The 13,319-nt window shown below is 62.8% G+C and carries 6 protein-coding genes; all 6 read right to left on the minus strand.

Going from position 1 to position 13,319, the window contains the following annotated elements:
* Positions 1-97: 97 nt before the first annotated feature.
* The 6 genes from HDE75_RS03965 to HDE75_RS03990 all read right to left on the minus strand — a co-directional run bounded on the left by HDE75_RS03965 (position 98) and on the right by HDE75_RS03990 (position 13,295).
* The gene (locus HDE75_RS03965; protein ID WP_183676122.1) at positions 98-1,573 is read right to left on the minus strand and encodes an efflux transporter outer membrane subunit; all 1,476 of its coding nucleotides are present in this window, start codon (positions 1,571-1,573) and stop codon (positions 98-100) included.
* Positions 1,570-4,770: an efflux RND transporter permease subunit gene (locus HDE75_RS03970; protein WP_183676121.1), complete on the minus strand. Its 3,201-nt coding sequence runs from the start codon at positions 4,768-4,770 to the stop codon at positions 1,570-1,572. Before HDE75_RS03970 ends, HDE75_RS03965 begins: the two co-directional genes overlap by 4 nt.
* Positions 4,767-7,895: an efflux RND transporter permease subunit gene (locus HDE75_RS03975; protein ID WP_221291749.1), complete on the minus strand. Its 3,129-nt coding sequence runs from the start codon at positions 7,893-7,895 to the stop codon at positions 4,767-4,769. The genes HDE75_RS03970 and HDE75_RS03975 overlap by 4 nt, the downstream gene beginning before the upstream one ends.
* Before the next feature lie 31 nt (positions 7,896-7,926).
* Positions 7,927-9,357: an efflux RND transporter periplasmic adaptor subunit gene (locus tag HDE75_RS03980; RefSeq protein ID WP_183676120.1), complete on the minus strand. Its 1,431-nt coding sequence runs from the start codon at positions 9,355-9,357 to the stop codon at positions 7,927-7,929.
* 479 nt (positions 9,358-9,836) lie between these two features.
* Positions 9,837-11,711, minus strand: a complete 1,875-nt coding sequence (gene sppA / locus HDE75_RS03985) for a signal peptide peptidase SppA (RefSeq protein ID WP_183676119.1) — start codon at positions 11,709-11,711, stop codon at positions 9,837-9,839.
* Positions 11,712-11,777: 66 nt separating this feature from the next.
* Positions 11,778-13,295: a sodium:solute symporter gene (locus tag HDE75_RS03990; protein WP_311735064.1), complete on the minus strand. Its 1,518-nt coding sequence runs from the start codon at positions 13,293-13,295 to the stop codon at positions 11,778-11,780.
* Positions 13,296-13,319 lie beyond the last annotated feature (24 nt).

The raw sequence follows: 13,319 nt of genomic DNA on the forward strand, positions 1-13,319 counted from the left end.
ATAGACAAAGATTAATCTTGCATTCTAGCACCCAAGCACTGTATCAAAACCGAATTCGACACAGGCTTTCATGCCTGTGTCGGCTACCACAGCGCCCTTACTGTGCCGGCTGTGCTTGAGCTTGTGTCCCCGGCACATGCCAGCCGCCGCCCAGCGCCTGGATCAGCGCCACGGCCGTGGTCTGGCGGTCCGCTTGCGCCTGCACCAGCGAACGGCGCGCCGACAGCGCCGTCACTTGCGCCGTCACCACGTCCGTATAGCTGACCTGGCCCGCGTTATAGCGGTTCAGCATCTGCTGCTCTACCTCATCGGCGGCGCTCGACGCCACCTTGCGCAACTCGATCTGTTCAGCCAGCGCGCGCGTGGCCGACAACTGGTCTTCCACCGCGCCAAAAGCAGCCAGTACGGTCTGGCGGTAGCGCGCCACGGCCGCATCGCGGCCGGCCTTGGCCGCATCCACGCTGGCTGTGGTAGCGCCCGCATTGAACAGGGTTTGCGTGGCCGACAAACCGAGCGACCACAGGCTGCTCGATGCATTGAACAGGTCGCCCAGCTTGCTGGCGCCGCCGCCATAGGAAGCACTCAGGTCCAAGCTCGGGTAATACGCGGAACGGGCAATGCCGATCTGCTCGTTGGCCAGCGCCACGCGGCGTTCGGCAGCGGCGATGTCGGGGCGGCGCTCGAGCAAGGTCGATGGCACGCCCAGTGGCACGTCCGGCACGACGATATTCCACGGCGCCACGGCCAGGCTGAAATCGGCCGGCGCACGGCCCAGCAAGATGGCGATCGCGTGTTCCAGCTGGGCGCGCTGGCGCACGGCGGTGGACAGGTCGATCTGCGCATTGGCCAGCTGCGTCTGCGCCTGCAGCAGGTCGGACTTGGCGGCAACGCCCGAATTGAAACGGTTGCGCGTGATGTCGAGCACGCGCTGGTAGCCGTCCAGGGTGGAGGTCAGCAGCGCAATTTGTGCATCGGTCTGGCGCAGCGAAAAATAATTGGTCGCCAGCTCACCCTGCGCCGACAGGCGCGCCGAGGCCAGGTCGGCCGCGCTGGCGGCGGCACTGGCTTCCGCACCCGTCACGCCGGCGCGCAGCTTGCCCCAGACATCCGGTTCCCAGCTGGCGCCGATGGAGGCACGGTAATTATTGCTGACGCTTTGCTGCCCGACACCGGCACCGCCACTACCACTGCCATTACCTGAACGCGTACCGCTACCCGTCAGGCTGACGGTAGGAAACAGCGAGGCGCGCTGTTCGCGCACCAGCGCGCGCGCCTGTTCATACGAGGCGATGGCTTCAGCCACGTTCTGGTTCGAGATCTCGATACTCTCGGCCAGCTGGTTCAGCTGGGCGTCGCCAAACAGCGTCCACCAGGGGCCCCGCTCCAGCGCATCGGCAGGTGCGGCAGGCTGCCAGCCAGCTGCTTCCTTGAACGCTTGCGGCGCGGGCGTGGCAGGCACTTCATACGTGGGGCTGACGGCGCAGCCGGCCAAAAGAACAAAAGCGGCGGCGCTGGCCAGCGGCAGCAGGCGGCGTGCAGGAACGGTGGACTTGACTTGTTTTACTTGAATCATGATTGTGTGCTCGGGTTATCTGGCCCTGGAATGCGGCTCAATTGCTGCTCGTCGGCGCTGCGCGTGCGCAGTTTGTCGAGCAGGATGTAGACCACCGGGGTGGTCAGCAATGTCAACAACTGGCTGGCAATCAGGCCGCCGATGATGGCGACCCCTAAAGGCTGGCGTAGCTCGGACCCCTCGCCAAAGCCTATCGCCAGCGGCAAGGCGCCAAGCGCCGCCGCGACGGTAGTCATCAGGATGGGACGGAAACGCAGCAAACATGCTTCGCGCACCGCTTCCACCGCTGTCAAGCCGCGCGATCGCTCGGCCTCCAGCGCGAAGTCGATGATCAATATAGCATTTTTCTTGACGATGCCGATCAACAGGAACACGCCGATCAGGGCGATGATGGAAAACTCCATGCGGAACATCAGCAGCGCCAGCACGGCGCCCACGCCCGCCGACGGCAGGGTCGACAGCACGGTGACCGGATGCACCAGGCTTTCATACAGGATGCCCAGCACGATGTAGATCACCACGATGGCCGCCAGGATCAGCAGCGGCTGCTCCTTGTTGTTGTCTTGCGCGCTCTTTGCCGTCCCCTGGAAGCTGCCCCGTACATTGACCGGCATGCCGATTTCCGCTTCCGCCTGGGCCACGGCCGCCTGGCCATCGCTCAGGGTGTAGCCATCGGTCAGATTGAACGAGACGGTGGTCGCCAGCTCGCCGCCCTGGTGATTGACGGAAGTAGCGGTCGAGCTTTCGGCAAAGCGGCTGAACGACGATAGCGGCACCATGCTGGTCAAGGTGTTGCTGAGCGCATTGCCGCTGGACGGATCGCGCGAGGCCGTGATGTTGGCTACCGTGGCGCCCGCCGTGGCGGCCGTGGCTGGCACATAGACGGCGCTCAGTGCTTCCGGGCTTTGCGCGTAGCGGGGCGCCACTTCCATGATCACGTGATACTGGTTCAGTTCATCGTAGATGGTCGCCACCTGGCGCTGGCCAAAGCTGTTGTACAGCGCATTGTCGATGTCGCGCACCTGCACGCCCAGTTCGGTGGCGCGGTCCTTGTCGATATGGACATAGGTTTCCACGCCATTTTCCGCCTGGTCGGTGTCCACATCGATCAGGGACGGCTGCATCTTCATCTGGTCGGCCAGCTTGGCCGCCCATTTTTTCAGGTCAGCCTGGTTATCGCTGATCAGCGTGTACTGGTAGGTGGAGTTCGATGAACGCCCGCCCATGCGCAAATCCTGCACCGGATTGAGGAACAGGGAGACGCCCGTCACCTTGGCCAGTTGCGGACGCAGGCGTGCGATCACGGCTTGCCCCTTGTCGGTGCGCTGGCCCACGGGTTTCAGGTCGATGAACATGAAGCCGCCCCCTGCCCTGCCGCCGCCGGTAAACCCGACCACGGTGGCCACGGCCGGATCTTCCTTGATGATGTTGACCAGTTCACGCAACTTGCCCTGCATGGCCTGGAACGAGATACTCTGGTCGGCGCGCATGCCGCCGCTGATCTGGCCCGTATCCTGCTGCGGGAAAAAGCCCTTCGGCGCCGCCGCGAACAGGTACACGTTCAAGCCCACCACAAACACCAGGATGGCCATCACCAGCGGTGCGCTGGACAAGGCCCAGTCCAGGCAATGCTCATAGATCGTCAGCATGCGCTGGAAGCCACGCTCGAACCACTGCGCGATCCTGCCCGGTTGCTTGTGCTGTTCGCCATTCTTCAGCAGCCAGGCGCACATCATCGGCGTGGTGGTCAGGGAAATCACCAGGGAAATCATCACGGCGGCCGACAAAGTGACGGCAAATTCGCGGAACAAGCGCCCCACCTGCCCCCCCATGAACAGCAGCGGAATGAAGACGGCCACCAGCGACAGGCTGATCGACAACACCGTAAAGCCCACTTCGCGCGCACCCAGCAGGGCCGCCTTGAAGCGGTCCATGCCCGCCTCGATATGGCGCTGGGTGTTTTCCAGCACCACGATGGCGTCATCGACCACGAAGCCGGTGGCTACCGTCAGCGCCATCAAGGACAGGTTATTCAGGCTGAAGCCCAGCATGTACATCACGCCGAAAGTACCGAGCAGCGAAACGATGGTCGCCACTGCCGGAATGATGGTGGCGCGCACGCTGCGCAAAAAGGCGCTGACCACCAGCACCACCAGCACGATGGAGATCAGCAGGGTAAATTCGATCTCGTGCAGAGACGCGCGAATGGAGTTCGTGCTGTCGGACGCCACCTGCAGCTTGATGTCTCCCGGCAGTTGCGCCTGCAGTTGCGGCAGCAGTGCGCGCACGCCGTCGACCGTGGCGATCACATTGGCGCCAGGCTGGCGCGTGATCAGCACGATGACGGCCGGCTGGCCATTGAACAGGCCCAGGGTGTTGGTGTTTTCCACGCCATCGACCACATCGGCCACGTCGTCGAGGCGAATCGCGGCGCCGTCGCGCCAGGCCACCACCAGGCTGCGGTAATCGGCCGCGCTGCGTCCACCCGAGGCCGTGCTGGCGCCCGAATAGATTTGCAGGCTGCGGTCATTGCCCGTAATGGCTCCTTTGGGACGATTGGCGTTGGTCGCCTGCAAAGCCGCCCGCACATCGTCCATCGATACGGAATAATGATTGAGCTGGAACGGCAGCAGTTCCACACGTACGGCCGGCAGCGAACCGCCGCCCAGCTCCACCTCGCCCACGCCCTTGACCTGGGCTACTTTCTGCTGCACCAGGTTAGAGACGGCGTCGTAGATCTGGCCCGGCGTGCGCGTTTTCGACGTCAGCGCCAGGATGATCACAGGCGCATCCGATGGATTGGCCTTGTTGTAGGTCGGGTTGCTGCGCAAGGTGGCGGGCAAATCCACGCGCGAGGCGGAAATGGCCGCCTGTACTTCGCGCGCGGCCGCATCGATATTGCGGTTCAGGTCGAATTGCAAACTGATGCGGGCCGACCCGGTGCCGGACGACGACGTCATTTCATTGACGCCCGAGATCACGCCCAAGCGCCGCTCCAGCGGCGTGGCCACCGAAGTGGCCATGGTTTCCGGACTGGCACCCGGCAAGTTGGCGCTGACGGAAATGGTCGGGTAGTCAACCTGCGGCAGCGGCGAGACGGGCAGCACGAAAAACGCACCGATGCCCGCCAGCGCGATGCCGATGGTCAGCAGCACGGTGGCGATGGGCCGCTTGACGAACGGTGAAGACAGGTTCACGCGGCGCTCCCCGCATCCGTTTTATCCAGATTCACGCTGGCGCCGCTTGTACCACCAGTGGTACTGCCAAAGCGGCGGCCCAGGCGGTCGAAGGCCAGGTAAATCACCGGCGTCGTGAACAAGGTCAATACCTGGCTGACGATCAGGCCACCAAAGATGGCCATGCCCAGCGGACGGCGCAACTCGGCGCCCTCGCCCCAGCCCAGCATCAGCGGCACGGCCGCAAACAGCGCTGCCAGCGTCGTCATCAGGATAGGACGGAAGCGCAGCAGCGCAGCCTGGTGGATCGCTTCCTGTGGGCTCTTGCCCTCGTCGCGCTCGGCCTCGATGGCAAAGTCGATCATCATGATGGCGTTCTTCTTGACGATACCGATCAACAGGATGATGCCGATGATGCCGATCACGCCCAGATCCTGGCCGCTCATCATCAGCGCCAGCAAGGCGCCCACGCCGGCCGACGGCAAGGTCGACAAAATCGTCAGCGGGTGGATATAGCTTTCATACAGCACGCCCAGCACGATGTAGACGCAGACGACGGCCGCCAGAATAAGCCACAGCTGGTTCGACAGCGATTTTTCATAGGCGCCGGCCGCCCCCAGGAAAGTCAGGCTGACCGATGGCGGCAAGGCGATATCCTTGGCCGCCTGGCGGATCGCATCGACCGCGCTACCGAGCGCCACGCCATGGGCCGTATCGAAGCCCAGGGTGGTGGCCGGATACTGCGCCACGTGCGTAATTTGCAGCGGCGCCTGTTTTTCCGTGACGCTGGCAAACGCCGACAGCGGCGTGGACTTGCCCGAACCGGTGCGCACCTGCAGGTCGCCCAGGTCCGATGGCGTGGTGACGATGCCCGGCTGCGCTTCGAGAATCACTCGGTACTGGTTGGTTTCCGTGAAAATGGTCGAGATGATGCGCTGGCCAAAAGCGTTGTACAGCGCATCGTCCACGGTGGAGGTGGTGACCGACATGCGCGCGGCGCTGTCGCGGTCTATGCCCACGCTGACGGCGGCCCCCGTGGCGCCTGCATCGGTGGTGACGTTGCGCAGCTGCGATTTCTCGCGCATGCGCGCCGCCAGCTTGCCGGCCCATTGCGTGACAGTGGCCGTATCGGCGCCTTCGAGCGAGACGCGGTACTGCGTCGGGCCCGATTCGGCATCGATGGTCAGGTCTTGCGTCGGCTGCAAATACAGGGTCACGCCGGCCACGTGCGAGACGCGTTCGCGCAGGCGCTCCATGATCTCTTCCTGGCTGCCGCTGCGCGAGCGCTTCAGGTTGATCAGCATGCTACCCGTATGCAGCATGGTGTTGTTGGCGGCATCGACACCCACCAAGGAACTCAAGGTATCGACGGCAGGATCGTCCAGCACCGCGGCGGCTGCCGCTTGCTGCAAGGCTGCCATGCGCTCGTAGGAAACGGCTTGCGAAGTTTCGATGCGCGCCTGCAGCTGCCCCGTATCCTGGGTGGGGAACAAGCCTTTTGGGATGGTGATATAGAGCACCACCGTCAGCACCATGGTAGCCAGGGCGACCAGCATGGTCAGGCCCTGGCGTTTCAAGACCCAGACCAGGGCTACGTCGTACCGCGCGATGACCTTGTCGAAGAAAACCTGGATGCGGTGGCCCATGGCGCTGACTTTTTCATCGGCGTGGCTTTTCAGCCAGCGCGCCGACATCATCGGCACCAGGGTCAGCGAAACCACGGCGGAAATCAGGATCGTGATGGCCAGGGTCATGGCGAATTCGCGGAACAGACGCCCTACCACGTCGCCCATGAACAGCAGCGGAATCAGCACGGCGATCAAGGACACCGTCAGCGAGATGATGGTAAAGCCGATTTGCGACGCGCCTTTCAGGGCGGCGGCCATCGGCGTTTCGCCCTCTTCGATATAGCGCGCGATATTTTCGATCATCACGATGGCGTCATCGACGACGAAACCGGTGGCGATCGTCAGCGCCATCAGCGACAGGTTATTCAGGCTGTAGCCCAGCAAATACATGACGCCGCAGGCGCCGATCAGCGAGATCGGCACGGACAGGCTGGCGATCACGGTAGCGCGCAGGCTGTGCAAAAAGGCGAAAATCACCAGCACCACCAGCAGCACGGACAGCAGCAATTCCATTTCCACGTGTTCCACCGACGCGCGGATGCCCGTGGTGCGGTCGCTCAGCACGTCGAGCTTCATGGCTGCCGGCAGGCTGGCCTGCAGCTCGGGCAACAGCGCCTTGATGGCGTCTACCGTCTTGATGACGTTGGCGCCAGGCTGGCGCTGCACGTTCAGGATAATCGCTGGCTGCTTGCCAGACCAGGCGCCCAGGCGCGTGTTTTCAGCGCTGTCGACCACATTGGCCACATCGGACAGGCGCACCGGTGCGCCGTTTTTATAGCTGACGATCAGGCTTTTGTAATCTTGCGCCGTGACCAGCTGGTCGTTGGCGTTGATGGTAAACGAACGCGTAGGACCGTCGAAACTGCCCTTGGCGCTATTCACGTTGGCGGCGGTAATGGCCGTGCGCAGGCTGTCGAGGCCCAGGCCGTACGAGGCCAGCAATTTGGTATCGCCCTGGATGCGCACCGCCGGACGCTGGCCGCCGGACAGCGACACCAGGCCCACGCCCGTCACCTGGCTGATCTTCAGCGCCAAACGCGTGTTGACGATGTTTTGCACCTGCGTCAGCGGCATGGTGTCGGACGTAATCGCCAGGGTCATCACGGGCGCATCGGCCGGATTGATCTTGGCGTAGACGGGCGGCGCCGGCAAATCGGTCGGCAGCAAGGAGCCGCCCGCGTTGATGGCCGCCTGCACTTCCTGCTCGGCCACGTCCAGGGTCTGGCCCAGCGTGAATTGCAGGGTGATGATGGAAACGCCGGCCGCGCTGGTGGAGCTCATGCGCTGTAAACCCGCCATCTGGCCGAACTGACGCTCCAGCGGCGCCGTGACAGTTTGCCCCATGACTTCCGGGCTGGCGCCCGGATACAGGGTCTGTACCTGGATGGTGGGGAAGTCCACTTGCGGCAAGGCCGCCAGCGGCAGGAACTTGAAGCCCACCAGCCCCGCCAGCACAATAGCGAGCATCAGCAGCGCGGTGGCGACCGGGCGCTTGATAAACGGTGCGGATGGACTCATGCTGCCGGCCCTTTCAATGTGAGGCCTGCACTCATTGGGCCGCTCCGCGGGCTGGCGCTGGTGCTGCCGGTGCTATCGGCGCCGATGCTGCCGGCGCGGACGCCGATGCGCTGGCATCAGCGTCACGACGGCGGTGATGGCGTTCACCGCTTGCACCGTCGGCACCTGCAGCACCGGCACCGCGTTCGCCACGCTGGCCACGCTGGCCGCCCTGGCCACCCCAGCCGCCGTGCATGCCAGCTGGTGCGTCGCCCGGCAAGGTTACTTTCGCACCTTCCTTGAGGCGGTCCGCGCCTTCCGTAATCACTTTTTCGCCCGCTGCCAGGCCGGCCTTGATTTCTACCATGTCGATGGTGGCCTGGCCGCGCGTGACCGGGCGCACGGTGACGGTCTTGTCTTCCTTGAGCACGTAGACGAAGTCGCCCGTATTGCTGTGGCGCAGCGCCGTGACTGGCACCAGCACGGCGCCCGTGATATTGCCCAGCTCCAGGCGCACGTTGACGAACTGGCTCGGGAACAGAGCCATCTTGTCATTCGTATAGCGGGCCTTGGCGCGCACGGTGCCGGTCTGTACATCGACCTGGTTATCGAGCGCGCTCAAGCTGCCCTTGTCCAGGGTAATCGTGCGCGTGCGGTCCAGCGCCAGCGCCGACAGCGCCACTTTTTGCGCCTGGCGTTCCTGGATGGTCTGCACTTTATCCTGTGGCACCGAGAAGACGACGTCGATCGGCGACAGCTGCGTAATGACGACCACGCCGCCCACGTCGCTGGTGCTGACCAGGTTACCGATATCGACCACTTTCAAGCCTGCGCGGCCGCTGATCGGCGACACCACCTTGGTGTAATCGAGATTGAGCTTGGCCGTGCCTTCGGCTGCGCGGTCAGTCAGCACCGTGCCTTCGAGCTGCTTGACCAGCGCCGCCTGGGTATCGACGTCCTGGCGCGCGATCGAATCCTGGGTCAGCAAGGTTTCATAGCGCTTCAGGGTCAGGCGTGCATTTTCCAGCTGCGCTTCATCGCGCAAACGCTGGCCCTTGGCCTGCATCAGGGCCATTTCAAACTGGGCTGGGTCGATCAGGGCCACCACATCGCCGGCCTTGACCATGGCGCCTTCCTTGAAGCGCAACTCCTTCAGGATACCCGACACTTGCGGGCGCACGGTCACGGTGGCTGCCGCCGTCACGGTACCCAGCGCGTCCAGCGTCACCGGCAAATCGGATTTCACGGCAGTGGCCACGCCGACCGTGGTCGATGGACCGCCCCTGCGCCCTCCCGGCCCGCCGGGACCGCCAGGGCCGCCGGGTCCACCCATGCCAGGACCACCCTGGGCGCTGAGGCCCGAGTGGGTCAGATACCAGGCGCCGCCTCCCAGGGCGCCCATCACGGCCAGCGCGATAACGCTACCGACAATCTTCGAACGGCGGCTGCGCCGTGGGGTATTTGCTGCTGTCTGCGAATCCATCGCTATCCTTTATAGGCCGCTGGCACGGCGATTGTGTGGCGCCGGCCGAGGTCTGCATGCACTCGGGCCGGATGATCGTTTGTTCTTACAGGTTAATGGGAAAACAAGAGCTGAAAATCAGCTGAAAAAACAGCGTTTTCCCATGCTGCGACGACTCTAGCATAGTCATGTATCCATTTCATTTCTAGCTGAAACATTTTATGCACGCAACAGCAAGCGCCATCGGGACACCGGCGGATGTCCATGCACAACTGAAAGGGGAAACGGCGGAAAAATCAGGCTTGCAAGGGCGCAGGCCGCAGCGGGCGGTCGTTTCAAGCGACTGGCATGCAGATACAAACTCGCTACAATTTTCCCGCCAGGGACCTTGACCAGCGGATATTTGGCGGCATATCGGCAATCCATTAACAAAACAAGCCGGACAAAGCCGGCTTGTTTAACAAACGATGGAACCGGCATGGCCGGCCCGTCGTGCCGTGTTATTTGCCGTCCAGCGGCACCGTGCACAGGCAGTGCGTCAGCGCCATGAAAGGCTTGTGCTCGCGCGTCAGGCTGGAGAGCCAGCTCAAATCGTTGGCGATCCCCAGCGCGGCTCCGGTCGGCAAGCCGGTGCTGGCCAGGCCCAGTTTCACGTGTTCATCCAGGCCCAGCGATGCCATCGCCCTGGCGCCGAACATGCCGATCAGGCGATCGACGTTCGAGCTTTCCTGTTCCAGGTAAGCCACGCGGTAGCCGGGGCTCAGCTTGGCCAGCTTGGCTGCCGAGGCCAGCGCATCGCCATAGCTGCCGATACGGTCAACCAGATTGCGGTCCTTGGCTTGCAAGCCAGTCCAGACACGTCCCTGCGCCACTTCATTGATTTTTTCCGGGGTGGTCTTGCGCGCCTTGGCGACCAGGCTGAGGAAATCGCCATATACGTGATTGATCGAACCCTGTATCACTTGCGCGAAACGCGGATCGAGCGGACGCAATGGATTACCCGAATCGGCCAGCCAGGTGGTCGGCGAGCCGGCCGTGTGGATGCCCAGCTTTTCGATCACCTTGTCGGCCGTCGGCAAAATCGCAAACACGCCGATCGAACCGGTGATGGTGGCTGCGTCGGCGATCACTTCATCGGACGAGGTGCTGATCCAGTAACCGCCCGAAGCGGCTACGTTGCCCATCGAGACCACCACCGGCTTGCCGGCGGCGCGCGTCAATTCCAGTTCGCGCCGTATCAGTTCAGAACCGAAGGCGCTGCCGCCCGGCGAATCGATGCGCAAGACCAGCGCCTTGATTTGCTTGTCTTCGCGTGCCTGGCGGATCAGGCGCGAAGTGGACAAGCCGCCGATGGCGCCTGGCGAGGCCACGCCATCACCGATTTCACCGGAAGCGATCACCACGCCGACGGCGTCGCCCAGGTGGCTGGGGCGCAAACGGACCAGGTAGTCGCTGTAGGAAATCTGGCGGAAGTTGGTGCCTTCGGCATTCTTGACGCCGCGCTCCATCATCAGGGTACGGAGTTCATCGCGCGTCTTCAAGCCGTCGACCAGCTTGGCGTTGACGGACAGTTTCGCCAGATCGCCGCCGGCGGCCGTCAGCAAGGCCGGCAAGTCATTAATCGATTGCATGATGGCGCCGGCTGGCAGTTTGCGCGCCTTTTCCACATCGTTCGTGTAGGTGGTCCACAGGCCGTTATTCAGGTAGCGGTCCGCCTCGGCGGCCGCTTCGGACGGGCCGTTGGCGATAAACGGCTCGGCCGCGCTCTTGTAGGTGCCCACTTTCAGCAGGTTGACCGTCACGCCGACCTTGTCGAGCGCATCGCGGTAGTAATTGCGGTAGCGGCCAAAACCTTCGAGCATCACGCCGCCCATCGGGTGCACATACACTTCGTTGGCCCTGGACGCTATCAGGTACTGGCGCTGGTTGTAGCTGGCGCCCCAGGCGACGACCTTCTTGCCGCTGGCGCGGAAACGCTCAACGCCAGCCGCCACTTCGCGCAAAGAAGCCAGGCCGCCGCTATCGAGGTCATCGAGTAGCAGGACCATCCCGCCGATGTCGCTATCCTTGCTGGCCGAGTCGAGCACCGCCAGCACGTCGCGCAGCTGCACGCTCTTCTTGGCGTCGCCGCTGACATTGGCCAGCACCGCTTCGCGCACGCCGCCCGGCGTTTCTTCCACCAGCGGGCCTTGCAGGTCGAGCACCAGGGTGGTCTTTTCCTTGAGCGGCTTGACGCCGCCGCCAAAGATCGCCACCAGGATGGCGATCAGGATCAGCAAAAAGATCAGGTTGAAGACGACGCGCCGGGTGGCGTCCAGGGTACGCCAGAATACGCCAAAGCCACGGCGCAGGGCCGGGAACGGATTAAGTGACATCGATACTCCATGAGGTTAAACCTAAAGGAAACCAATATAACTGAAAATTCAGCCGAGCTAATGTTTTTACAAGTTCTTTACGCCCGATGCGTCAGAGGAAGCGGGCGTGGAAATCAGGAACAGTCCCGCCATGACCAGGGCGCCGTTGAGTATCAGCAATTCCAGCCCGATGCGGTAGTGGACGAACAGCTGTGCTTGCTCCTGCTCAATCAGCGCGCACAGCAGCGGCCCCGCCACCGCCACCAGCGGCACCCAGCGGTCGCGCACGCCCCGGCGCGTCAACAAGCCAAACGCAAACAGGCCCAGCAAGGGACCATAGGTATAGCTGGCCAGTTTCAGGATCACGCCTATCATGCTGGGACTGTCCATCCATTTGAAGGCCATGATCAGGATCAGGAACAGTGCGGCAAAGCCCAGGTGCACGCGGCGGCGCCAGCGCATCTGCTGCGCAGGCGCCAGGTCGGCACGCCGCTGCAGCCCCAGGATATCGATGCAAAAGGTGGACGTGAGCGCCGTCAGCGCGCCATCCACGCTGGGAAACAAGGCAGAAATCAGCGCAATGAAAAAGATCAGTTGCACCACGGCCGGGAAGTGGCCCAGCACCACCGCCGGGAACAGTTTATCGCCGGTGGCCGTCACGCCGGCGATCGGCGCATACAGGTGCAGCAAACCGCCCAGGAACAAAAACAGCAGCAGCACACCAGTGAGCACCACGGTCAGGCTGAGCATATTCTTTTGCGAATCGCGCAAAGTACGCACCGAGATATTCTTTTGCATCATCTCCTGGTCCATGCCCGTCATGGCCACCGTGATGAAGATGCCGGCCACGATGTGTTTCCACACATAGGCGGGACTGTCCGGGTCCAGCGTAAAGATACGCGCCAGGCCCTGCGAGCGCATGCGTTCCAGACTGTCGATCACGGAAATATCCATGTCGCGCAGCAAAAACACCACGCAAATGACAAGGCCCGCCAGCATGCAGGCCGTTTGCAGGGTATCGGTCCAGACGATGGTCTTCACGCCGCCTTCATAGGTGTAGAGCAAGATCAGCAGCAGCACCACCAGCGCCGTCAGCCAGAATGGCACGCCGAAGCTGTCGAGGATAGTCGCCTGCAAGATATTAACCACCAGATACAGCCGCGCCGTGGCGCCCAGCAAGCGCGACAAAATGAAAAACGCCGCCCCGCTCTGGTAGGAACGCCGCCCCAGGCGCAATTCCAGGTAGCGGTAAATAGACGTCAGCTGCAAGCGGTAATACAGCGGCAGCAAGATAAAGGTAATGACCAGGTAGCCCAGCACATAACCGATCATCAGCTGGATGTAGCCAAACCCATCGCGCCCCACGGCACCCGGCACGCTGATAAAGGTGACACCGGTCAGGGTGGTGCCCACCATGCCAAACGCCACCAGCATCCAGTGGCTGCTCTTGTTACCGATAAAAAAGCTGTCATTCGTCGCATGGCGCGAAGTGCGCCAGGCCACGCCCAGCAGGATCAGGAAATACGCGAGAACGACGGAAAACAAGACGGCTGGGGACATGAGATTGAGGCAACGAACGATGATCAGGGCAGGAATATACAGCATGGTGTGCCCTCATGCCGCAGCCAG

The organism is Janthinobacterium silvisoli (assembly GCF_014200725.1).
In the GTDB taxonomy this organism is placed as follows: Bacteria; Pseudomonadota; Gammaproteobacteria; order Burkholderiales; family Burkholderiaceae_D; genus Janthinobacterium.

Excerpts from the sequence above, each read along its gene's own strand:
- HDE75_RS03965 (WP_183676122.1), bottom strand. The coding sequence starts at position 1,573 with ATGATTCAAGTAAAACAAGTCAAGTCCACCGTTCCTGCACGCCGCCTG.
- HDE75_RS03975 (WP_221291749.1), bottom strand. The coding sequence starts at position 7,895 with ATGAGTCCATCCGCACCGTTTATCAAGCGCCCGGTCGCCACCGCGCTG.
- HDE75_RS03980 (WP_183676120.1), bottom strand. The coding sequence starts at position 9,357 with ATGGATTCGCAGACAGCAGCAAATACCCCACGGCGCAGCCGCCGTTCG.
- sppA (WP_183676119.1), bottom strand. The coding sequence starts at position 11,711 with ATGTCACTTAATCCGTTCCCGGCCCTGCGCCGTGGCTTTGGCGTATTC.
- HDE75_RS03990 (WP_311735064.1), bottom strand. The coding sequence starts at position 13,295 with ATGCTGTATATTCCTGCCCTGATCATCGTTCGTTGCCTCAATCTCATG.